This is a genomic window from Pedobacter sp. MC2016-24, assembly GCF_015223055.1.
GTDB lineage: Bacteria > Bacteroidota > Bacteroidia > Sphingobacteriales > Sphingobacteriaceae > Pedobacter.
Genome location: NZ_JADFBX010000004.1, coordinates 297,185 through 320,051, shown reverse-complemented (window position 1 = coordinate 320,051; position 22,867 = coordinate 297,185). Strand labels below are relative to the sequence as shown.

Annotated in this window: 19 protein-coding genes; 8 read left to right on the top strand and 11 right to left on the bottom strand. The window is 42.4% G+C overall.

The annotated features are described in order from the left end of the window. Positions 1-19 precede the first annotated feature (19 nt). Positions 20-1,384, bottom strand: coding sequence for a glycoside hydrolase family 27 protein (locus tag IM797_RS12340; protein WP_194127434.1), 1,365 nt, complete (start codon positions 1,382-1,384; stop codon positions 20-22). A 132-nt stretch (positions 1,385-1,516) separates the two neighbouring features. Then, positions 1,517-2,335: a class I SAM-dependent methyltransferase gene (locus IM797_RS12335; protein WP_194127433.1), complete on the bottom strand. Its 819-nt coding sequence runs from the start codon at positions 2,333-2,335 to the stop codon at positions 1,517-1,519. Positions 2,336-2,420: 85 nt separating this feature from the next. Here IM797_RS12335 and IM797_RS12330 point away from each other — a divergent pair, with 85 nt between their 5' ends. Next, positions 2,421-3,011 carry a 2OG-Fe(II) oxygenase gene (locus IM797_RS12330; RefSeq protein WP_194127432.1) on the top strand — a complete coding sequence of 197 codons (591 nt, stop codon included), beginning with the start codon at positions 2,421-2,423 and terminating at the stop codon, positions 3,009-3,011. Position 3,012: 1 nt separating this feature from the next. Here the strand turns inward: IM797_RS12330 and IM797_RS12325 are convergent, their stop codons facing one another. Continuing rightward, the gene (locus tag IM797_RS12325) at positions 3,013-3,474 is read right to left on the bottom strand and encodes a DUF4268 domain-containing protein (protein WP_194127431.1); all 462 of its coding nucleotides are present in this window, start codon (positions 3,472-3,474) and stop codon (positions 3,013-3,015) included. A gap of 181 nt (positions 3,475-3,655) precedes the next feature. Here IM797_RS12325 and IM797_RS12320 point away from each other — a divergent pair, with 181 nt between their 5' ends. Together IM797_RS12320 and IM797_RS12315 are read left to right on the top strand one after the other, a co-directional pair. Next, the gene (locus tag IM797_RS12320; RefSeq protein WP_194127430.1) at positions 3,656-4,003 is read left to right on the top strand and encodes a hypothetical protein; all 348 of its coding nucleotides are present in this window, start codon (positions 3,656-3,658) and stop codon (positions 4,001-4,003) included. A 57-nt stretch (positions 4,004-4,060) separates the two neighbouring features. Continuing rightward, complete coding sequence (locus tag IM797_RS12315; RefSeq protein WP_228098827.1) at positions 4,061-4,774, top strand: hypothetical protein; 714 nt, start codon at positions 4,061-4,063, stop codon at positions 4,772-4,774. Positions 4,775-4,959: 185 nt separating this feature from the next. On the opposite strand, the gene guaB is transcribed toward IM797_RS12315, so the two are convergent. The 4 genes from guaB to IM797_RS12295 all read right to left on the bottom strand — a co-directional run bounded on the left by guaB (position 4,960) and on the right by IM797_RS12295 (position 10,555). Continuing rightward, positions 4,960-6,435, bottom strand: a complete 1,476-nt coding sequence (guaB, locus tag IM797_RS12310; protein WP_194127429.1) for an IMP dehydrogenase — start codon at positions 6,433-6,435, stop codon at positions 4,960-4,962. 125 nt (positions 6,436-6,560) lie between these two features. Next, complete coding sequence (locus IM797_RS12305; RefSeq protein WP_194127428.1) at positions 6,561-8,156, bottom strand: MFS transporter; 1,596 nt, start codon at positions 8,154-8,156, stop codon at positions 6,561-6,563. Further along, positions 8,149-9,216: an HlyD family secretion protein gene (locus IM797_RS12300; protein WP_194127427.1), complete on the bottom strand. Its 1,068-nt coding sequence runs from the start codon at positions 9,214-9,216 to the stop codon at positions 8,149-8,151. The genes IM797_RS12305 and IM797_RS12300 overlap by 8 nt, the downstream gene beginning before the upstream one ends. A gap of 1 nt (position 9,217) precedes the next feature. Next, positions 9,218-10,555 (bottom strand): TolC family protein, encoded by a 1,338-nt coding sequence (locus IM797_RS12295; protein WP_194127426.1) that lies wholly within the window; start codon positions 10,553-10,555, stop codon positions 9,218-9,220. 91 nt (positions 10,556-10,646) lie between these two features. Here IM797_RS12295 and IM797_RS12290 point away from each other — a divergent pair, with 91 nt between their 5' ends. The 4 genes from IM797_RS12290 to IM797_RS12275 all read left to right on the top strand — a co-directional run bounded on the left by IM797_RS12290 (position 10,647) and on the right by IM797_RS12275 (position 17,321). Beyond that, positions 10,647-11,456 (top strand): AraC family transcriptional regulator, encoded by an 810-nt coding sequence (locus IM797_RS12290; RefSeq protein ID WP_228098826.1) that lies wholly within the window; start codon positions 10,647-10,649, stop codon positions 11,454-11,456. A 72-nt stretch (positions 11,457-11,528) separates the two neighbouring features. Further along, entirely contained in the window at positions 11,529-13,364 is a 1,836-nt protein-coding gene (locus IM797_RS12285; protein WP_194127424.1) for a PQQ-binding-like beta-propeller repeat protein, read from the top strand. A gap of 55 nt (positions 13,365-13,419) precedes the next feature. After that, complete coding sequence (locus IM797_RS12280; RefSeq protein ID WP_194127423.1) at positions 13,420-15,423, top strand: DUF3857 and transglutaminase domain-containing protein; 2,004 nt, start codon at positions 13,420-13,422, stop codon at positions 15,421-15,423. A gap of 11 nt (positions 15,424-15,434) precedes the next feature. Beyond that, entirely contained in the window at positions 15,435-17,321 is a 1,887-nt protein-coding gene (locus IM797_RS12275; protein WP_194127634.1) for a DUF3857 domain-containing protein, read from the top strand. Positions 17,322-17,335: 14 nt separating this feature from the next. Here IM797_RS12275 and IM797_RS12270 read toward each other — a convergent pair whose 3' ends face one another. Beyond that, positions 17,336-18,610 carry a pitrilysin family protein gene (locus IM797_RS12270; protein ID WP_194127422.1) on the bottom strand — a complete coding sequence of 425 codons (1,275 nt, stop codon included), beginning with the start codon at positions 18,608-18,610 and terminating at the stop codon, positions 17,336-17,338. After that, positions 18,603-19,847, bottom strand: coding sequence for a pitrilysin family protein (locus tag IM797_RS12265; RefSeq protein WP_194127421.1), 1,245 nt, complete (start codon positions 19,845-19,847; stop codon positions 18,603-18,605). Before IM797_RS12265 ends, IM797_RS12270 begins: the two co-directional genes overlap by 8 nt. A gap of 117 nt (positions 19,848-19,964) precedes the next feature. Here IM797_RS12265 and mqnC point away from each other — a divergent pair, with 117 nt between their 5' ends. Then, the gene (mqnC, locus tag IM797_RS12260; protein WP_194127420.1) at positions 19,965-21,089 is read left to right on the top strand and encodes a cyclic dehypoxanthinyl futalosine synthase; all 1,125 of its coding nucleotides are present in this window, start codon (positions 19,965-19,967) and stop codon (positions 21,087-21,089) included. 68 nt (positions 21,090-21,157) lie between these two features. On the opposite strand, the gene IM797_RS12255 is transcribed toward mqnC, so the two are convergent. Together IM797_RS12255 and IM797_RS12250 are read right to left on the bottom strand one after the other, a co-directional pair. Then, complete coding sequence (locus IM797_RS12255; RefSeq protein WP_194127419.1) at positions 21,158-22,012, bottom strand: ferritin-like domain-containing protein; 855 nt, start codon at positions 22,010-22,012, stop codon at positions 21,158-21,160. Positions 22,013-22,029: 17 nt separating this feature from the next. Next, positions 22,030-22,761, bottom strand: a complete 732-nt coding sequence (locus tag IM797_RS12250) for a ferritin-like domain-containing protein (RefSeq protein ID WP_194127418.1) — start codon at positions 22,759-22,761, stop codon at positions 22,030-22,032. Positions 22,762-22,867: the final 106 nt, after the last annotated feature.

The window sequence follows — 22,867 nt, the reverse complement described above, 5'->3', positions numbered from 1 at the left end:
CTTTGGTCATATCTGATATCTATTTTAAAATGCGCACAATTTTATAAAGACCTGCGCCATGTTTGTTTAATTCCGGTGCGAACTCACCTGAGAACTTACCCATCGCTTTGCCCGACCATAAATCGGTGATCATGACTTCCTTACTCAATCCCAATTCTGCCAGTTTAATACGAATAGCAGCGGTCTGTTCGCCCGTATTAAATAAAGCCAGGTATTTTGCCCCGGTACCGGGCTCATCGGCAATCCAGGCTACTTCATCTTCCCGGGTAAACAACGGTTGGTTATTCACACTTTGATTTAACACCTGGAGGACATTTTTATTGGTCAAAAGCGATAAAGTAAAGGGATCGTTGTCGGGTAGGTTACCGCCAAACATTAAGGGAGATTTGAAGATACTCCATAAGGTCATTAAAGTATATTGCTCGTCTTTTGTAAAACCGGTCATTCTTGGATTTCCCCGCTCTGCACGGATGCCAATACGCCCTAAAGGCAGCATATCACCATCCGGATAAGCACCCGCTGCACGCCATTTGTTCCAGCGTTCAAAAACCTTAAAATGTTCCTTCAATTGTTTCCAATTGTCCCAGAAATCACCTACTGTACGCCACATATTGGCATATTTCTGAACATGTGCGGCATGTGCAATCGGGGTTTCGCCCGGAGAGGTGCTCAAAACAATTTTACGCCCTGTACGATCAATCGCTTTTCTGATCATCTCAATCTCTTCGGCAAAGTAAATTGGCGAAGAAAGGTCGTCAACCTTGACAAAGTCAAGTCCCCAGGATGCATACAGTTCAAATAAAGAATTGTAGTATTCCTGAGCACCAGGCTTGCCCGGAACCACAGTGTACATATCATGCAACCATTTACACTGGTCTTTTTCCGAATAGATATCACCTGCCCTTAAACTGGTCCCTTTAATGGGTAAATTTTGCTTAACTGCAATGACCGGAACGCCACGCATGATATGGATTCCAAACTTTAATCCCCGCTGATGAAGATAATCAGCAAGCGGTTTAAAACCCTTCCCCCCTGCAGCAGAAGGAAACCTGTTGACCGCTGGCATAAAACGTCCGTACTCATCCAAAACATAATCTGGATCGGTTTCATTGTAACCGTGGGCTTTGTCATTTCCAACATACCAACGGATGTCTACCACTACATAATTCCAGCCATAAGATTTTAAATTTTTAGCCATATAATCTGCATTGGCTTTAACTTCAGCCTCGGTAACTGTGGGGCCAAAACAATCCCAGCTGTTCCAGCCCATGGGCGGCGTGGCCGCCCAAACATGAATATCAGGTCTGTTTTTTTGAGCAACGCTGCTCAGTGTAATCAGGATGAGTAAAGTACTCAGGATCAATCTTGCTTTTTTGTAGATCATACAATAGAGAATATTTGGTTTCTTTGGTTCATCTAATGTATAAATAATTAAACGTTAAAAAAACGTTTAATAAAATATTTCATCAAAATTACCGCAACCCATATTTCTCACAAGATGCTGTAAAACAAATTTTTAATCGGCAGAACTGGCGATTAAAACCATATGCGGACTAAAACAAAGCAGTTCAGAATGACTTTCGGTGATCTTCAGCAGCTCCAGCAATTGCTTTCTCTTTTCCGGAACAGCCCAACTTTCAAAGTATTTCTGATCCATCCAGATCATGCCTTCAACGGCCAGCAAAGCGATCTGCTTTAAACCCGAAATTTCAAACTCTTCCTGCAACTGCGATGGACGGTGAAAATAAGCAGAAGCCAGGATCCCCGGGAAACTGTCCGGTGCATGGTGTTTACCGGTTAACAGTTCTTCCTTACACATGGCAAAAATATCCTGATGGTGAATCATACTGCTTTGCAGCGCAGCAACAAGCGTAGCTGAATACGTGATGGCAAAGCCAAGAATCAGCCCTCCTTTTTTCAATACCCGCTTCGCCTCGCGTAATGCGGCCAGACGGGCATGCTGATCCTGCAAATGGTAAAGTGGTCCGTGCAGAATTACCACATCTACAGTATGATCTGCAAAGGGTAAATGTCCCGCTTCACCCAATAATGCTTTAAAAGACTGCTTTGATTTCTTTGCTCTTTTTTCGGCCTGTTGTATGTGCTTGGGTACCGGATCAATCAGAACAACATCATGTCCTTTAGCCGCCAGCCATTCCGCATAATGCCCCGGGCCTCCGCCGACATCAGCAACCACACCATTTGATTTGGGTAAATACCGGTTGATGATTTCTTTATTTCTTTCAAACTCCAGCGGCCCCAATCCAAGCTGTAAACGGGTTTCTTCAGAACTTTGCGCGTAAAAATTGGTTACTTTAGGATCAACAGCATTCATCCGCTAAAGATAGAAAAAAATAAAGCCACTTTTTACCACTACATTGCAGCAGTCGGGCGGTTGCCCGTACGATCATCCACCCAAATTGCAGCAGATCTTTGATATCCTTATTAACAGCTTTATTCATGATAAAATTGGCATTGCCGATCATTTTTTAAGCGATGAATTGGCCAGAAAGTTAAAAATCAACCTCGGTACTTTGTACCAAAATCAGTTGATGCAATACGCAGGTACCGGAAATCATGCCACCGTTACCCACGACAAGCTGTACCGTAGTGATCAGATTTACTGGCTGGATAAAAGCCACAACGATCCCAATGAAAATCTATTCTTCGAATTGATGGACGAATTCGTGCTTTATTTAAACAGCACCTGCTACACTGGCATCACAGGTTACGAATTTCATTATGCCTTATATGATACCGGTAGCTTTTACAAAAAGCACGTAGATCAGTTTCAAAACGACGACGGCAGACAATACTCTATGATTATGTATCTCAATGCAGACTGGCAGTCAGCCGATGGCGGCGAGCTCTGTATCCATCAGCATGGCGAAACGCAAAACATCAGCCCAACTCAGGGTAAAAGTGTATTCTTTAAAAGCAGCGAACTGGAACACGAGGTATTGCTCACCAACAAACCCAGATTAAGCATTACCGGCTGGTTAAAAAAATAAGTTATTTAAAGGCCTCAAAACCATGTTGCGCATCTGTCCAAAAGGCATCAAGTGCAATAATACGCGGTTTTAAAAATGAGATCATGGCCGGCCAGTCTTCTTTTCTAAAAATATTTACACCAGGTAAAACCGTATAAATCCGACTTATCGTTTTACCATATTCATCCGCTCCATGCAATTCCCAATCCCAGGCTTCGTTCAATTCAGCTTCAAGAATTTTCTGGAAAGAACTAAATTGTTCAAATAAAAGCGCTTGCATATCCGGATCAGGACTGCTCATTTCAATAGAAATTTTAGCCATTTTCTGATCCGCCTGCATTTTAAAGTGCAAATGTTTTACCCCGGTTTTATAATTGATCCAGTTGATTTTTAACCCCTCGGCTGAGGTTTCTAAAGCCATATACTGTCCAAATGAGGTCCAGAATGCCTGTTTGATTTGTGATGCTTGTTCTTTACTGTACAATTTTCTTAAAGCTATTTTGTTAACTGAGGTTTAACATTTCCCAAAACAATGGAAGATCCCTATCGGTCAGATCAAATGAAAATCCAAATTGGATAATATCAAACAAAACCTGTATAGCGCTGTTAAAATTACAACAATCCATTCAAAAGAAGGGTAATTCGTGTCATAAAGATCATAGTGAATGAAGAAAAGCTACCAAATTCAAAACAAAAAACAATTAAAAGCTCAACTCCTATCCATCAAATTAAATTTACGGGCAAAAGAAGCGGCAATCCAGGAAGATGCAAAAGCCTATCTGAATCATACGGCCAGTAGAGTTTTAGGCAGAAATAAAAAAATTAAGCCCCCGGTATTGGTGGCCAAAAGTGTAACGCGGTTTTTTGAAGGCAAGGTACTGATCCACATCCTGCCCCGGTTTGTGAAAGGTTATTTGATGAAAAGATCAGGATGGCTTAGCAGGTCGCTGGCTAGCCTGTTCGCCAAAAAAATTGGCAGATCACTGGATAAAACCTACTTCGAACCCAAATAGTACTATTTAAGCTGGGTTCTCGTTTATACTATGATATCACCTATAATCAAGCATATTTTGAAGTATACTTTTCTCATCTTATTCTCTTTCTTACTGACCGGTGGTGCTTATGCACAAGCATTTAAGTTCCCGGACTTGCCACCGCAAGGTAAAATCGCCAGCCTGGTGCCCTCCAATTGGAAAATAATCGACAGCGTATCAGGCGATCTGAATCATGATGGGATTAAAGACCTGGCTTTGATTTTAGAATTTTATCGTCCGGTAAAGGAAAGTCGCGCTTATGGGGACAATACCACGGAAATTATCACAGAAATACAGAAACCAAGGATTTTGGCAATTTATTTCAGACGTTCCGCATCCGGATCTTATAAACTGATCACTCAAAACAACAATTTTATACTACGCGCTGAAGAAGGAGGCATCAGTGGTGATCCACTCAGATCTACTACCATCAAAGACAATAAGCTATCCCTGTCTTTTGAAGGCGGCGGGAACTGGCGCTGGAAACTGAACTACGCTTTTAAATACAGAAATGGAACCTGGAACCTCGAAAATGCGAATAACTATGCCTATAGCGAAGCATCAGGCGAAATGACGGACCGTCAATATGATTTTCAAAAACAAAAGAAAATTACCGTCACCGGTAAAATTGATAACCTTGAGCGCGGTAATGAAAGTACAGAACAGGCCTTCCCAATCAAAACCCCACGTACACTCAACAATTTTAAGAAACCATGGACCTGGGAAATTTCGGACGGAGAATACCTCTAGTCCGCATCTCGCTCGTATCTGGCTCGTAATTATGGGGGCCTTGCCGGGGCCTTAATCGGGCATTGCCGGGGCCTTGCTGGGGCCAGAGCCTACTTAAGGCCGGCCCAATACCGCAGAATTATTTTCACAAAAAAGCCGCATCACAAATCAAGTGATGCGGCCATGCTATATTTTATCCTGAATGATTAACTTCTGCTTGAATAGTTTGGCGATTCTTTCGTGATGGAGATGTCATGTGGATGACTTTCTCTCATACCTGCAGCGGTAATGCGCACAAATTTAGCTTTTTGTAAATCGTCAATCGTAGCTGCTCCACAATAGTGCATTCCAGCCCTTAATCCTCCAACATACTGATAGATTACCTCAGCTAACGTTCCTTTATAAGGAACCCGGCCAACAATTCCTTCCGGAACCAGTTTAGTCACCACATCTTCCTCGTCCTGGAAATAACGGTCTTTAGATCCCTGTTGCATAGCCTCTACAGAGCCCATACCACGGTACGATTTAAACTTACGGCCTTCATAGATGATGGTTTCGCCAGGAGATTCTTCCACTCCTGCAAACAAGGAACCGGCCATGATTGAACTTGCTCCAGCAGCAATTGCTTTAACAATATCACCAGTTTGTTTGATACCACCATCCGCAATTACAGGAATTCCGGTTCCAATTAATGCTTGTGCACATTCAAAAACTGCATACAACTGAGGTACACCAACACCAGCAATGATGCGGGTTGTACAAATTGAACCAGGTCCAATTCCAACTTTCACAGCATCCGCCCCAGCAGCAGCTAAAGCTCTGGCTGCATCGGCAGTTGCAATGTTACCAGCAATCACCTGCAAATCAGGAAAACGGGCCTTAATGGCTGTCACCATATCAATTACACCTTTGGAATGCCCATGTGCAGTATCCACAGTAACCACATCAACACCTGCAGCCACCAATGCCGCTACACGGTCGATATTGTCTGCCGCCACCCCTACAGCTGCGCCAACGCGCAGTCTTCCGCGTTCATCTTTACAGGCTTTAGGGTAGTTTTTATATTTCTGGATGTCTTTAAACGTAATTAAACCTTTAAGGTGTCCATCCGCATCAATAACAGGTAATTTTTCAATTTTATAATCCTGCAGGATTTCTTCTGCCTGTAAAAGCGTAGTACCTTCAGGAGCGGTGATCAGATTTTCTCTGGTCATCACTTCAGACACTTTACGCTGCATGTCTTTTTGGAAACGAAGATCCCGGTTGGTAATGATGCCCACCAGTTTGCTGTCTTCGTCAATAACCGGGATACCACCAATTTTGAAATCTTTCATGATCTTGAAAGCATCAGCAACTTTGGCATTTGCACTTAAGGTAACCGGATCCTGGATCATTCCACTTTCTGAACGCTTTACCTTCCGTACCTCTTCTGCCTGACGCTCAATGCTCATGTTTTTATGAAGCATTCCGATACCGCCCGCCTGTGCAATGGCAATGGCCAATCCAGCTTCGGTTACAGTATCCATAGCTGCAGAAACTATAGGTACATTGATACGTATTTTTTTGGTTAAGAAACTTCCGGTATCCACGTCACGTGGCAAAACTTCAGAATAAGCAGGAACTAATAATACGTCGTCGTATGTCAGTCCTTCGGATATAAATTTATTGGGATCGAGTTGCATAGCAAATAATTTAAGAGTTACTATTTGCCGGGCAAAAATACGATTATTATTGCGATCACACAATAGCATCACAAAAATAGCCCGGTAGAATTAAAAATTGACACTCAGATTAATAATGGCAATCGCTAAAATCCAGCTGCTGCCGGCCTTTTCCCTTTCACATCAATAATGGTCCGGCTGATCACAGGTTGTAAGGCAATCAGCACAATGGTACCCAGGCACAACAAAGCAATCATTTCATAATAATTGATGCAAAATCGCAAAAAAGCCTGTTTCTGAATGGCTTTATTGAGCAAGGAAGAAGCTACTTTTCCAGCTACGTCTGTCGGCATCCCACGCCCGGCTAATGCAGATTGATATAGCTTTAACCGTTGCGGAAGCCCCAGATCAAGTAAAGAAAGGTGTCTTTCTATATTTGCACTGTACATGCCCTTGATATACAATTGGAAGTAATTGATGAAGGCCAGGCTCAGACTAAAGGTAGAAAAGCGGACAAAAATCCCGACTGATGCCGCAGACTGCCCCAGTGCTAATGGAACCGAGGAAACGATAAACATGACGATTGGCGACATGACCATCCCTGCCCCCATTCCCTGCAAAAACAAAGGAAGCATAAAAGTGTCTGCATCTGCTTCCGTAGAAAACAAGAAAGACATCACCAGAAAAAATACCAGCAGTAAACCAAATCCTCCGATCCACAACAACCGCAGCATTTTTTGTTGCATTAAAAACCGGACGGCAATAACTGATCCGCTGATGATGCCCAGAATGTTATAGATCATGAGTTCATTGGCATGTAAGGAATCCATACCCAATACCGTAATAAAATAACTGCTGGTTAAGCTAAAAGCACCACGAACCAGGTATAATATGATCAGAAAAACAATACCAATACTGAAGTTGCGGTATTTAAAAACAGATAAATCGACTGTCGGCCTTTTCAATGCCAGCTGCCGCAATATGGAAAGTACAAACAGCCCTGCAATGGCAATGATGCTGTAAACGATCCCTTTATCTTCCAGCCAGTCTTTTTGCTGACCGTAAATCAATACATAGGCAATCAGGATCAGCATCACTACAAATAGAAAAAAACTTGCCCAGTCCAATTGATAAAGCGGTTTTTTACGCAACACATGTACCCGGTTTAAGATGACATAGAGTAAAGCTGCGCTTGGCAAAAAGCAAAAAATAATGGCTTTATACAATACATTGTATTCAAAATCCTCAACCAGAGGGGCTGCAAACAAAGCTGTAACCGGGGATACACACAGGATCATGCCGTAAAAAATGGTATAGCCCTGCTCCCGGGAATGCTCGGATTTTAAACGTCCGAACAACAAGTTGAGACAAATACTCGTGATGCCACAATTCACAATACCCTGCAAAAAACGGAGTACAAATACCAGCCAGATTTCCCGGGTATGGTAACAGGCATAGGCAATGGCAATTTCCAGAACAATGCAGATCAACAGATATTCTTTGGTCACAATGCGCTCAAAGAAACGTCGCTCTACTCCTGCAAAACTGGCTACAGCGGCATAAAACAATAGCAAGGAAAACTGCACATCAGCAGGCTCCATGCCATAATATCCGGCAGCGGCATTCCCATCGGCGGTAGACAAGGCGAATAACAATACAGAAGATAAAAGCAGTAAGAGGATGCCAAACCTAATCAGCCATTCAGGTGCCCAGGTTTTAAATATGGGTACTTCCTTAGTCATTGTGCTTGTCCTTTTGCACATGAACAGTTACACTCATTCCCGCATTTAATTTTTCTAATGCCTCGTTTTTTCCATCCAGCCGAATCCGTACCGGGATGCGTTGTGCTATTTTAACAAAGTTACCGGTTGAATTGTCTGGCGGCAATAAAGAGAAACGTGCTCCGGTAGCGGCAGACAAGGATTCTATTTTACCGCTGAATACGGTATCAGGAAAGGCGTCCACCCGAACATCCACCTGCGCTCCGACCTTCATTTTTCCAATCTGAGTTTCTTTAAAATTGGCGATTACCCATTTACCGGCATCACGATCAACGATGTATGCTATGGTTTGCCCCCCTTGAACCAGTTGCCCCGGCTGTATGGTTCTGCGCCCCATCTTTCCATTGTAAGGTGCAACAATAACGGTATAAGAAGAGTTGAGGTCATTCCGCTTAACCACGGCTTTTCTTCTTTCAATTTCCGATCCCAACACAGCCGATTGCACTTTGATATCATTGGCCCTCGACAATGCTGCGGCGTAATCTTCCCGCACCGCCTGGTACTCTGCAGTTGCCACTTCGAGTAAGCTTTGCATGTTTTCCAGCTGCTGACGTGTAGCCGACTCAGCGTCAAATAGTTTTTTGTAGCGATCGTATTCCGCCTGCTGTTTCCAGAGTTTTGCTTTCGCAGCAGCAATTTTAGCTTTACTGGCACCAGCACTGGCATTGGCCGTTTGTACGTTACTTTGCAGCACAGCAACCTGCGCCTTCGCATTTAACAAAGAAGCTGCGGCCTCATCTTGTTGCACCGCATAATCACGGTCGTCAATCACCACTAAAGTATCGCCCTTTTTCACTTCCTGGTTCTCCATATAATTGACCGACAGCACATAACCACCAACCCGGGCTGTAATTGGATTGATGTACTCATCTACCTGGGCGTCATTGGTGTCTTCGTAACGCAAATAACTAAACAGGGTTCTTGTACCCCAGATTAACAGGACTACAAAGATCAGGGCAGCCACAATTGTCGTGACCCTTGAAATCATCTTATCGGTTTTATTTTGTTCTTTTATGCTCATCTTATAACTTGCCTGCAGCTTTTTGTAATTGATAATATTGAATTCTGGCATTCACTTTTGCAGTGGTCAGCTCAAATTTTGACTGTAACACCTGGGTTTCTGCATCCAGCAGATCGGTCAGCAAAGCCAGTTGATTGAAATAGGTGTTTTGCACAATCCGATAGCTTTCTGAAGCCTGAAGGATGTTCTCTTCAGCAACATCTATTCTTTTTAAACATTCATGATAGCGGATATAAGCTTCCTGAATTTCCTGCCGCACATCGTCTTTTACGGCTTCATCTTCTACTTCCTGACGCTGTAAGCGGATTTCAGCAGCCCGCACTTTATTTTTATTGGTATACCAGGAAGAGATTGGTATTTTAAGTTTAAGTCCGGCCATTCCATTACTATATAAAGAAAGCGCATAGGGATAAAACTGGATTTGTGGATAAGCATACATGTACTCTGCAAATAAACCTATCGACGGCAGTACATTCGCTTTTACCTGTCTCAGCTCCAAAGCACTCAGCTTTTGTTCCTGTGTGGAAACCTGAATTTTAAACGAATGTCCAATACCTTCCTGCAGATAATCATCCAGACCTTTTAGCAAATCAGTTTTCAGCTCCGGGTCTTCAATAACCGGGTTCAGGACCAAATCATCTGGTCTGCCTGTCAATAAATTGAGCTTTTGGCTGGCAATGCGGATGCTGTTTTCAATTTCTGTAAGCAGCATTTTTTGCTTAGACAAGCGCAGCTCTGCCCTAAGCACGTCGCTTTTGAGCACAGTCCCATTTTTGTACAACTGGTTGATTTCATTCAACTGTTTCTCACGGTCTTTAATGTCTTCCCGCAATAAAGTTTGATAGGAAAGGTTTCTGTACACATCATAAAAATAAACTGCTGCCATGTAGTGTAAATCCTGCTGACTTAAATTCTTTTGGGCGATGCTCAGATCGCGTTCCGTTTTGGAAGCAGCGATTTCTCTGTTTGTTTTTCCACCGTTATAAAGATTTAAGTATGCGTCTGCAGCTACTTTGTAATATTTAGGTTCTACCGGATATTGTGCTGGTGTATGAAACAAACCATTTTCATAAATTGGCATTGGAAAAATGTGTGCCAATACACCATTGGCACCGATTTCTGGCAGGCGCTCTGCACGGGCCACTTTGACCTCAGCTTCCGAAGCTTCAACATTAAGGTGTTGCATTTGTAATTTCCGGCTGTTGCTATCCGTAAGTGCCCAAACCTGGTTGATATTGAGTGTATTTGAAGCGGTAATGTCCTGTGCATGACTAATTATTGAGGTTAAAAGAAAGGACATGCACATCCATAATTCTCTTTGATACCTGGAAAAATTCATATTCGTTAATTAATGTTGCAAATTTCGGATAAGATTACTTTCCTTATTTTATCTAAACTGCCATATATTTGTTCAAAGCAGCCACATGGGTATGATCAATCAAGAAGCAATTTTATCGGAACTGGATGAGATACCGGAAACTACATATGTATGGCACAGTAAGTTTGAAGATAAGTTCAGGCATCATAAACACATCAAAGGACAGCTGACCTATGTAGAAGGCGGGGTTATTTTCCTATACGCCAATGACAAGTCGTACTTCATACCAGGCAGACACTACCTCTGGATGCCAGCTGGCATTGAACACCATTTACAACACCGCTATCGCGCAGCAATTGTACGAAACATCTATTTCAATACCGATTCAGAAGCCGACAACCCATTTTTTGACCACATTGGTATTTACCCCGTAAACAACCTGTTGTTGGAAATGATTAAATTCTCAGAAAACTGGAATGGTGACATTTATCCGGGGACTAAAGAATTTGACTTTCTCAATACGCTAAAAAACATCCTCCCTGTCATCAGTAAACATCCACTTCCCATTGTAGTTCCAACTACTGAAAATCAGCGGCTCAGACCAGTTTTACTTTACATCCATCAACATTTAGGAGACAATCTGACTTTAGAATCGGTCGGTGCCGCCAACGGATTTACCGAGCGCACTTTGTCGAGAATATTTCTGGCCTCCTTAGATGTATCCTTTTTCCAGTACCTGAAATTGGTAAGAATGACAAAAGCCATGGAAAAGTTATTGGAAAGCGACCTCACCATTAGCGAAATTGCTTATGAGACAGGTTACGACAGCATCTCCTCTTTTAGCAATACCTTCTTTAAAATGATCGGTCAAAGGCCTTCTGCTTTCAGAGAACTGAAAGAAACCGCCCTAGGTGGAACATAACACAGCTGCCTGGATCGGTATAAAATTGAGGAAAATGTAGCGATTAGTTCTTGAAAAGTGTAAATTGAGTGCATGAAATATATCATTCCCTGTTTGCTGTTTATCGCTTCATTTATCAGTTCAAATGCACAGACATTCAAATATGCTTTTGTTACCGACACCCATGTGGGTACAGATACGGGCGAGGAAGATCTGAGACGAACAGTTAATGACATCAATCAACAAAATGACCTCGATTTCATCCTGGTTACCGGTGATGTTACGGAAATGGGGACCAAATTGGAGATCAAACTGGCCAGGGAAGTGTTAGGCGGCTTAAAAAAACCATGGTATGTAATTCCCGGAAACCACGATACCGGCTGGTCTGAATCCGGAGGCGTAGATTTCATCCGCGCTTTTGGTGATGACAAATTTACTTTTGACCATAAAGGTTTCCGATTTATTGCCTGTGCTTCAGGCCCCTATGTGAGGATGTCTGACGGACATATCCCCAGGGATGCCGTTGTTTGGTTAGACAAAGTGCTAAAAGAGACCCCGAAAACCATGCCGGTAGTATTTATCAACCACTACCCCATCGACAACAGTCTGGACAATTGGTACGAAGCAACAGACCGGATCAAAAAGTATAACATTCAATATGCCATTTGTGGCCATGGGCATGCCAATAAAGCGTTCGACTTTGAAGGTGTTCCGGGAACCATGGGCAGGTCCAATCTACGCGCCAAAGACAGCATTGGTGGTTACAACATTGTAACCATGCGCAGTGATTCTGTATTTTTTGCAGTAAAAAAACCGGGTGTACATGTGGAAAATACATGGCGCAGCATTCCTTTAGGTAAATTTACAGCCACAAGTACAACAAAGCCCGAAAGGCCAGATTATACCGTTAACAGCACTTTTCCGCAGGTGCAGCAAACCTGGACTTATCATGCCGCAGCCAATGTGGTATCGACACCTGCAGCGAATAAAGAACTGGTTGTTTTTGGCAACAGTATTGGCGAGGTAGAAGCAGTATCCATCAGTGACGGACGTAAAAAATGGGGATTTAAAACTGGCGGGGCGATTTATTCTTCACCCGTAATCAGCGGAGATCGTGTGATACTGGGCTCCGGAGATGGTAGTATATATGCTTTGAATGTCACCAGTGGAAAGCAGCTCTGGAAACTGGAAACCAAAGCCTCGGTTTTAGGTAGTCCCGTAATTGCAAAAGATGTGGTATACATTGGCGGCAGCGACCATCATTTTAGGGCCATTGATTTAAAAACCGGAAAACAGATCTGGGATTTTGATGGTGTAGAAGGCGCAATTGTAGACAAACCTTTGCTATACGAAGGCAAAGTGATATTTGGATCCTGGGGCAGGCATTTGTATGCCCTTGATCAACTGAACGGTGCTTTGTTGTGGAAATGGAACAATGGCAGTGCCAACCGGATGTTTTCTCCGGCCATGTGCAGGCCTGTAGCTGATCAGGGAATTGTATTTATCGCTGCTCCGGATCGGGTATTGACGGCGATAGACGCCAGCAATGGAACAACGTTATGGAGAAATAAAGAGGCAACAGTAAGGGAATCTATCGGTATCACGGAAGATGGTAAAACAATCCTCGGTAAAACCATGAATGATGAAATTGTAGCCTACCGTGCCCAGGCCACAGATCCCGGTGTTCTATGGCGCCTGAATGTGGGTTTTGGTTATGACCATGTACCTTCTATGCTGATTGAAAAAGAAGGACAAGTCTTTTTTGGCACCAGGAATGGAGTGGTTTATGCCATAGATCCGGTTTTACGTAAAACCATTTGGGCACATAAAATAGACAACTCCATGGTCAACACGGTTAATGTGCTGGACAAACATACTGTTGTAGTGGCTACCATGGATGGAAAAGTGACCTTGCTGAAAATTAAATAAATATTTTTTACTCTTGAGAATATAAGTTATTATTGCAAAAAATAATAACACTCTCATGAATAAAACGTTAGCCCTTACGTTTTGCTTTTTAATCCTATCGGGAATAAAAGCCTTTTCTCAGAACAATAAAATTAGCCCTAAAATTGTCAAATACGGCAAAGTTACACCGGCAGAATTTGAAACCAGGTTATCAGGAATAGATTCTGCTGCTTCGGCAGCAGCGCTTTTCGATATTGGGAATGGCTGGTTTGAAATCAGTCATAAAACAGGCAATATGGTGTTTGTTTTTGAACGGCACCTGCGCTATAAAATCATCAACAAAAACGGGTCCGATCTTGCGAACCTGGAGATTGAGTTTTACAAAAACAATGGCATGGAAACGTCGCTTGACTATCTTGATGCAGCGACTTACAACATGGAAGATGGCAAGATGGTGATTAGTAAAATCAACAAAGACGCCAAATTTACCGAGAAAAACGACAAGAACATCACCACCAGAAAGTTCACCCTACCTAATGTAAAAGAAGGATCGGTGATTGAGTTTAAATACCGCATCAAATCAGATTTCATTTTCAGGCTGATGCCCTGGTATTTCCAAAAAGAAGTACCTGTTTTATACTCAGATTATAAGGTACGGATTCCTGAATATTTTACTTATAAGCAAACTGCAGGCGGCTTTGTTTTCCTGAACCCAAGCAGACAAAAGGTTAACGAGAATTTTCAGATCGGCCAGAAAATGATTCCCGCCACCTCTGAAGAGTATCGTTTTATAGCAGAAAATGTACCTGCCCTGAAATCTGAAAAGTTCATCACCACAATGCGGGATTATGTAAGCAAAATTGAATTTGAACTGAGTGCTACCAAATATCCAGGTGATGTTTACAAGGAATATACCTCTACCTGGCCTAAAATCATCAAGACACTGAAGGAAGAGGAGAATTTCGGCAGATTCATCAGTAAAAGAGGTTACAATAAGACATTGGTACAAAGCATTGTTAAGAACGAGAAAAACCCGGATAGCGTAGTTAATTTATTGTTTAACTACGTAAAAAACAACATCAAATGGGATGAGGATACCGGAATCTATACCTCCGAAACAACACCTAAAAGTGTATTGGAAAAGAAAACCGGTAATGCCTCAGACATCAACTTAACGTTATGCGCCTTATTAGATGAAGCGGGAATTACTACACAGCCCGTGCTTTTAAGTACGAGAAGCAATGGCAGGCATCCCGGATTTCCGATGTTAACCAAATTCAACAATGTGATCGTCATGGTCATGGTTGGCGACAGGCAGTACCTGCTCGATGCGGTCGACAAGAACCATACACCCGGACTAATTTCCTATCAAAACCTCAACCACGAAGGCTTTAAGTTGGATATGGCCACTGAAGTTGGTGAGTGGATATCCCTGGAATGCCAGGCACCAAGCAAACGCACTGTAGCCATGAACCTGTTGTGGGATGAAGGGAATAAGCTGAAAGGGAATATGTACATCTCTTCGAATAATTATGAAGGTTTAATTCGCAGGGACAAATACCAGTCTGCAGCTAACGAAGCTGATTTCTTAAAATCTTTTAAAGGCGACAAGCCAGGTTTGGGCATTAAAAATTATACCATCGCCAACCTGGGGTCTCCAGATCAGCCTTTGGTGGAGTCTATGGAAATCGTTATTGAAGACAATGTAGAAGAAGCAGGAAACCTGGCTTACTTCGCCCCATTGCTCTTTGAACGCACTAAAGAAAACCCCTTTAAAATAGACGATCGGAAATATCCGGTAGATTTTGCTTATCCAAGTGAGGAACACTATCGTTTCAACATGGAATTGCCGAAAGGATACCAGCTGGAGAAACTCCCTAAAAGTGAAAAATTTGTATTACCCGACGAGACTGCTTCCTTCACCTTCATGTTCAGTTCTGAAGAGAATAGAATCTCTCTGTACAGCAAAATCATCACTAAAAAATCCGTTTATACTCCGGAAGAATATTACGATTTAAAAGAACTGTTTAAAAGCATTGTAACCAAACAGGCTGAACAGATTGTGCTTAAAAAGATTTAATTGTGAAAAAAATGATATTCGCGGCCCTGGCCTGCATTTTTTCCGGGCAGTTATTGGCCCAGGGCGTATATGATGTAAGCAAAATTTCGCCGGCTTTAATCAAGAATGCTTCTTTTGTAGTCAGAAATGAAGAAGAGGTTTTCGAATTGAAAGATCCGGGCTCAGCCACATATACCCATAAAAGAGTGGTGACCATTTTAAATAAAAATGGAGAGCGTGCTTCAGGGATGATTGAAAACTATGACGGTTTTTCGAACATTTACAACCTGAAAGCTTCATTATATGATGAAAAAGGCAACAAGATTAAAGATTACCGCAGCGCCGATTTTAAAGATGCAAGTGCCGTACCCGATGGTACCATGTACATGGATTCGCGGGTAAAACGCCTTGATGTTTTATACACAAACTACCCCTATACTGTAGAGTTTAGCTATTCAGTTGACTACAATGGAATACGCGGCTACCAGTCCTGGCACCCGGTAACGGCCTGGGAGCAGTCTGTTGAAAAATCGAGCTTTATTTTCAGGATTCCGGAATCCATGACCTTTAAATATTTAAAGAGCAAAAACCTGCCAACAGATTCTGTGAAACTGAAGGACAAAATACAATACACCTGGAGCTGTTCCAATCTGGAGGCACTGGAGTATGAATCCATGAGCACCGGTTTAAGCCGGGTTACGCCCTGGGTAAATCTGGCACCCAACCAGTTTGAGTATGATAAATCCAAAGCCAATATTGAAAACTGGAAAAACCTGGGCACCTGGATGTACAACCTGAGCAGTGGCATGCAGGTATTGCCCGAATCTGTAAAAGCCAATGTCCTGAACATCGTTAAAGATGCAAAAACACCAAATGAGAAGATCAAATTGTTATACAACCATTTGCAAAAAACAACCAGATACGTTGGCGTGCAACTGGGCATTGGTGGGAACAAACCTATTGCAGCAGAAAAAGTATGTGCAGTGAATTATGGGGACTGTAAGGGCTTGTCTAATTATATGAAAGCTATGCTGGATGTGGCGGGGATCAAATCGCACCTGGTCATCATTGGCAACGACATGCCTTCTTTAAATAAAAACTTTGCCAGTATGAACCAGGCCAATCACATGATCCTTTGTGTACCTTTGAAAAACGACACCACCTGGCTGGAGTGTACCAGCGCATATGTTTCGCCAGGCTTTATCGGAAACGACAACTCCAACAGAACGGTACTTCTGATCACGGAAGAAGGGGGGAAATTGGCGCAGACTCCTACCTACAGTCCAGCCAGCAATCTCCAGAAACGCAGTGCAAAGGTAAATTTTGATGACGACGGTACTGCCAGCATTCAAATTGAAACGGAATATCAAAATGCGCAATATGAGGACAACCTCCGTATGATGCTCATTGAACCCGTGGACCAACGCAAACGGATCATGAATTCGTTTACCATTCCAAACATGCAGATTACCAATATAAACTATACACAACCAAACAAGGATCTACCGGTATTGCAGGAAAAAATCAGTCTGAAAAGCAGCCAGCTTTTAACAGGAGGTGCAGGCAAGCTATTTGTAACCCTGAATATGTTAAACAGGCAGGAAACTGCATACACAGCAGTAGAAGTAAGAAAAACCGGGTTTGCTGTGAAGTATGGCTACCTGGACGAAGATGAAGTAACTTATGCAATTCCCAAGGGATATAAAGTAGAATTTTTACCCAAAGATGTGCTCATTGAATCAGAATTTGGCCGTTATACCGCTAAGGTTGTCGTGAAGGATAATCTGCTGGTTTACACCCGCAGCAAGCTGGTTACCAATAAGGACTACCCGCCTGAAAAATACAATGATTTTGTAGCATTTAATAAAAAGCTTTATCAGGCTGATAAAGCAAAAGGTATCCTGGCTAAAATAGAATAGCCAGGACCACCTTCTTATTTTTTGCCGACCACAACTTTGGTAAATTGATCGGTATTCAGATAACGGTTTGCAAGTTGGTTGAGATCCTGCGCAGTAATGGTCTTAACCGTATGGATATAATGATGATAATATTCGTAATCCAGACCTGAGAAATACACATTCTTAAACTTATCTGCATGTGAAAATGCATTCTCCAGGCTTCCTAACATGGAACCCAGCATGTAGTTACGAACCAGTGACAACTCTTCTTCTGCAATGGTTTCTGTTTTTAACAGGTCAATTTCCTTCTCAATTTCATGAAGTGCAGATTGACAAACATCTGTACCCACTTCTGTGGCGATAAAGAAATAACCCGCATCTTTTAAAGAGACCACGGCAGAACCGATGCCATAAGTATAACCCTTATCCTCGCGGATATTGGCCATTAACCTGGAGCCAAAATAACCACCCAGTAAACAGTTCAACACCTGAAAACCAGGAAAGTCAGGATGGTTACGTGTAAAGCTTAACATCCCCATTCTAATGGCCGACTGGATTGCATCTGGTTTTTCAATCAGTAATTCCGCACCTTTTTTACTGTCAAAAGAGAAACGATTGACAGTAGCAGGTTCCTGCCCTTTAAAATCTCGACCGAAAACAGTATTCAGCAAATCAAACTCTCGCTGTTCAAATTTACCAGCCACCACAATGGTGCAGTTTTTGGCAGTATATGCAGCTGAAAAATAGCTTTGCAGGTCAGCCCGCTTGATCGCTTCATAATCTGCAGGGCCAATGTTAGATCCATAAGTGGTGTGACCAAACAAAGTGTGCGCGAAATGCCTCCTGGCCAGGAAATCGTTTTTCTGCAGGCTAACCTGCAGGGATTGCTTTTGATTCTGGATAAAGATGCCCAATTCCTCTTCAGGGAAAATGCTATCCGTTAATATCGAAAGCAAAATGGGCAATACGGCAGGCAAATGCTTGTTAAGCGAGTAAAGCTTAATCGCAGATTGATCTGCACCATATTCTGTTTGCAAAAAGGCGCCATAATAATCTACTTTTTCTGCAATTTCTTTCGCAGTCAGGCTGGTCGTTCCATTGTTAATCAAATGATTTACAGCAAGAGCCTGTAGCGGTTTTGCAGCGTCCCAGTTTACATTTTCAAATATAAATTCAATTCGGACAAGTTCCTGCTGACCCGCGTTGATGGTAAAAACAGGGATACCATTGTCCAGTTGTTGTTTTAAAGGTTCAATAAATTTGATATCATCAACCTGTTTTGATTCAGGAGCTAAAGTACGGTTAAGCATCTTGTGCAGTTAAGTAGTATAAAGTAGAACATTGTGCAGGTACAAATGTAGATTTTGCAGCCTGCAGGATCCGTTGTGTAGTCACAGCAAGGTATTTGTCAATTTCAGTATTTAAATCAGCAGCATCTCCCAGCAGTTCATAATAAGCCAGATTCATGGCTTTATCCAGCAAACTCATTTCTGCGAATACCATGATCGATTCCGATTTATTCTTCACCTTGGTGATTTCTTCCTGCGTGACCTCTTCCTGAGTCAGCTTATTCAACTCAACCCAGATGGCGGCTTCAGCAGCTTCTACACCAACACCTTCGACCAGTTTACCTTCTACAATAAATAACCCCTCATCTATACTGCTGGTGATGTAGGCGTGAATGTCACTGAAAAGCTGTTGCTCCTTTAACAAGCTGTTGTACAAACGTGAGGACTGTCCCTGGGAAAGCACATCAGACAACAGATCAAAGGTTTGATATTCCTGATCTGCCCTGGCCGGCATTTTGAATGCCATATATATGGCGTTTAAAGGAACCTCAGCTTTCACCGTTTCTTTTCTGGCCACTGTTTGTGGTGGCTCAACAGGTAAGTTACGAAGGTATTTTTCGCCCGCCGGGATCGGCTCAAACCACTTTTCGGCCAAAGCTTTGACATCTGCGGTTTTTACATTTCCACCCACGACCATGATTGCATTTTGCGGATTGTAATGTTTCTTGAAAAATGCTTTAACATCTTCCATCTTTGCATCTTCAATCTGCTTTAAATCCTGCCCGATCGTTGCCCATTGGTAAGGGTGCGTCTGATAGGCAAGTGGCCGCAATTTCAACCAGACATCTCCATAAGGCTGATTGAGGTAACGTTGCTTAAATTCTTCACATACTACATTACGCTGGGTTTCTAAACTCTTTTCAGAAAATGCCAGACTCAGCATCCGGTCGCTCTCCAACCAAAAGGCAGTCTCGATATTTACTGCGGGAAGGGTGATGTAATAATTGGTGATGTCATTGCTTGTAAAAGCATTATTTTCACCACCTACCCTTTGCAATGGCTCATCATAACTTGGAATGTTAACAGAACCTCCAAACATGAGGTGTTCAAATAAATGGGCGAAGCCAGTTCTACCTGCTTCTTCATCTCTTGCCCCTACATCATATAAAATATTTAACACCGCCATTGGTGTTGTATCATCTTCGTGCACCAGTACACGCAATCCGTTGGCTAATGTAAAACGGTTAAAATCTACCATAAATTGAAAAATAATTGCGCCAAATATAGGCATTATGACTAGTCGGAATGTCATGCTTAGCTACAATAAAGACAAACAAATTATATTGTTAAAAACAACTTATGGTATATTTGTACTATGAATACTGCCGAACTATTAGAAAGAGCCTTACATTTCGACTTTTTAACGAAAGAAGAAGGTGTATATCTTTATCATCATGCAGCAACTGCTGAATTGGCCTATGTAGCTAATGAACTCCGGAAAAAGCAGGTACCCAGCGGAAAAGTCACCTGGCAGATTGATCGGAACGTAAACACGACCAATGTTTGTATCGCCAATTGTAAATTCTGTAATTTTTTCAGAAGACCGGGACACGATGAGAGTTACATTACCGACATCGAAACTTATAAGGTTAAAATTGAAGAAACCTTTAAGCTTGGTGGCGACCAATTGTTGTTACAGGGAGGTCATCATCCAGATTTAGGTTTGGAGTTCTATTCCAATCTTTTCAGACAGTTGAAGGAATTATATCCGGATTTGAAACTTCATGCCCTGGGCCCACCGGAGATTGCCCATGTGGCCAAACTGGAAGGCATTTCGCATACTGAAGTGTTAAAGGCATTGAAAGCTTCGGGCATGGATTCTTTACCAGGAGCCGGAGCTGAAATATTAAATGACAGGGTGAGGCGACTGATCTCTAAAGGAAAATGTGGGGGCCAGGAATGGCTGGATGTAATGCGTGCTGCGCATCAGCTGGACATCACCACTTCGGCAACCATGATGTTTGGGCATGTAGAAACCATCGAAGAACGTTTTGAACATTTGGTTTGGATCCGGGAGGTACAAAGTGAGAAACCAGAAAATGCCAAAGGCTTCCTTGCATTTATCCCATGGCCATTTCAGGATGACGGTACCCTTTTAAAAAGACTCAGAGGCATCAGCAATAATGTTTCTGGCGATGAATATATCCGCATGCTGGCTTTGAGCCGGATTATGCTTCCGAATATTAAAAACATTCAGGCATCCTGGCTTACGGTTGGTAAAAATGTTGCGGAACTTTGCTTACATGCAGGGGCTAATGACTTTGGCTCGATCATGATCGAGGAAAATGTAGTTTCGGCGGCAGGTGCTCCACACCGTTTTACAGCCAAAGGTATACAGGATGCGATCAGAGAAGCAGGATTTGAACCGCAATTGCGTGGTCAGCAATACAATTACCGTGATTTACCAGAGCATCTGGAAGAACAAGTGATCAATTACTAGTTCATATACTACAATAAAAAAAGGGGATAGAATTTCCATTCTATTCCCCTCTCCTCTTAAACAAACAATTATAATTTAAACCCGGTTCTCAGGAACAAGTTTGCAATGTTCACGACTTCTGCTTTAGTCAGGGTTTCATCAAAACATTCTACTGCAGCTGCCTTAGTTACTCCGGTTGCAATACCAGTAATCGTTACACCAGCCTGAACATCATTATTTTCACGTACATAAACTGCATCTACAGCTGATACACCAGTATCGTTAGCTATGCCACCTGGGCCAAGGCTAATCCAGGGTTTCAAACCTGTAGCGCCATTAGCGGCCAGCATTTGACGGATATGCGAAGCGTGTCTGGCTTCAACAGAATGAATTTGCAATGCAGTGGTCAGCACAGCATTCCCTTTTAAAATTGTAGCCTGACCTTTATAAGCCCGAACACCGGTATCTTCAAAACCTAAAGCTACCTTTAAGAATGTTAAATAATCTGAATATACCAATGGGAATAAGCCTCCTGCAGTAAAATCAGTCATGGCATAGGTAATTTCTGCTCTTGCGGAACCACCCAAAGCTCCTTTTAATAAGTTAACGTGAGCCAATTCATGGTTACGGATTGTGGTAATTGCTGCAGTTGGTGCACCTGCTGGAATGGTCAGTGTTGGTGCGGCCACTAAAGCATGGTTGTAAAAATGATACTCCAGGTATTCCAATGCCAATGCAAAATTCAATACATCAGTTACCGCAGTTGGCGTGGACTGCCCATATGCTTTTTGAAACATAGAACCCAAAGCCAATGGCATAGCTGCCAGTGAAATCTTCTTGCCCATGTTAAAGAAGTCTTTCATTGCAGATCTTCTCGGGCTTAATCTTTCATAGATCTCACCATCAACTTTTTCAATTTCTTCTATTATATTTATGATATTCATGATTTCCAGGATTAAGGTTAAAGGTTAATTACATTGATTTGTGTTTTTACATAGGTTTTAGCAATGCCCAACACCTTATCAGGCGTAAGTGCTCCGTCTAAACCATTGGTATCACTGGCACCCAAGGCAGTTAAAGTGGTCAGATCTGCAAAACTTCCATTGGAAATGATATCCCTGATGTAGGCCGCATGTCGTGCTTCCACAGACACAATCTGACCTGCAACTGTAATATAAGCATCAGTTGTTAACCTTACCCCTGCGCCATTGTATGCCGCCACACCCAAATCTTCAAAAGCCTTGGCCGTATTAAGTACACTGGTACGGTCGGCAAAATTGATCGATGAAAAATCTACATCCAGACTACCTATTGCTGAAGTACTCAACACCTTTTTAAGGAATTCCCGGTGTGCAATTTCATGAAACTGGATGTCCTGGAAATAAGCTTTTTCTGCCGCGCTGAATGATGATGGCGGATTTGAAGCAACTTGTATATAAAATGCAGCTTCCAGTTGTTCCAGGGCATAAGCGTAATTCAATACACCGATATCATTTTTAAAATCTAAAGTTACCCCGCCGGATACCATTGGGTCATTTCCCCTGTCTTTTTTACAACCAGCGGCCATCAAGGCAATGCCGGCAGCTCCTGCACCTGCAAATTGCAGGAAAGAACGGCGTTCTAAAGGAGAGTTGAAAACGCTTTTCTCCTCCTGTAGCAGCTCTGGTGCATTTTGTTCTTGTAAGTTTTTCATAATTTTTAGTTTTTAGTTTTTCGGTCATGAAGCTTGCTTCGCAGGTTTCATAATTTTTAGTTTTTAGTTTTTCGGTCATGAAGCTTGCTTCGCAGGTTTCATAATT

Bases quoted from the DNA above. Each gene is read 5' to 3' on its own strand.
- IM797_RS12295 (WP_194127426.1), bottom strand. From the start codon at position 10,555: ATGAATTTTTCCAGGTATCAAAGAGAATTATGGATGTGCATGTCCTTT.
- IM797_RS12255 (WP_194127419.1), bottom strand. From the start codon at position 22,012: ATGAATATCATAAATATAATAGAAGAAATTGAAAAAGTTGATGGTGAG.
- IM797_RS12275 (WP_194127634.1), top strand. From the start codon at position 15,435: ATGATATTCGCGGCCCTGGCCTGCATTTTTTCCGGGCAGTTATTGGCC.
- IM797_RS12305 (WP_194127428.1), bottom strand. From the start codon at position 8,156: ATGACTAAGGAAGTACCCATATTTAAAACCTGGGCACCTGAATGGCTG.
- IM797_RS12300 (WP_194127427.1), bottom strand. From the start codon at position 9,216: ATGAGCATAAAAGAACAAAATAAAACCGATAAGATGATTTCAAGGGTC.
- mqnC (WP_194127420.1), top strand. From the start codon at position 19,965: ATGAATACTGCCGAACTATTAGAAAGAGCCTTACATTTCGACTTTTTA.
- IM797_RS12250 (WP_194127418.1), bottom strand. From the start codon at position 22,761: ATGAAAAACTTACAAGAACAAAATGCACCAGAGCTGCTACAGGAGGAG.
- IM797_RS12270 (WP_194127422.1), bottom strand. From the start codon at position 18,610: ATGCTTAACCGTACTTTAGCTCCTGAATCAAAACAGGTTGATGATATC.
- IM797_RS12335 (WP_194127433.1), bottom strand. From the start codon at position 2,335: ATGAATGCTGTTGATCCTAAAGTAACCAATTTTTACGCGCAAAGTTCT.
- IM797_RS12290 (WP_228098826.1), top strand. From the start codon at position 10,647: ATGATCAATCAAGAAGCAATTTTATCGGAACTGGATGAGATACCGGAA.
- guaB (WP_194127429.1), bottom strand. From the start codon at position 6,435: ATGCAACTCGATCCCAATAAATTTATATCCGAAGGACTGACATACGAC.
- IM797_RS12280 (WP_194127423.1), top strand. From the start codon at position 13,420: ATGAATAAAACGTTAGCCCTTACGTTTTGCTTTTTAATCCTATCGGGA.
- IM797_RS12340 (WP_194127434.1), bottom strand. From the start codon at position 1,384: ATGATCTACAAAAAAGCAAGATTGATCCTGAGTACTTTACTCATCCTG.
- IM797_RS12265 (WP_194127421.1), bottom strand. From the start codon at position 19,847: ATGGTAGATTTTAACCGTTTTACATTAGCCAACGGATTGCGTGTACTG.
- IM797_RS12285 (WP_194127424.1), top strand. From the start codon at position 11,529: ATGAAATATATCATTCCCTGTTTGCTGTTTATCGCTTCATTTATCAGT.
- IM797_RS12320 (WP_194127430.1), top strand. From the start codon at position 3,656: ATGAAGAAAAGCTACCAAATTCAAAACAAAAAACAATTAAAAGCTCAA.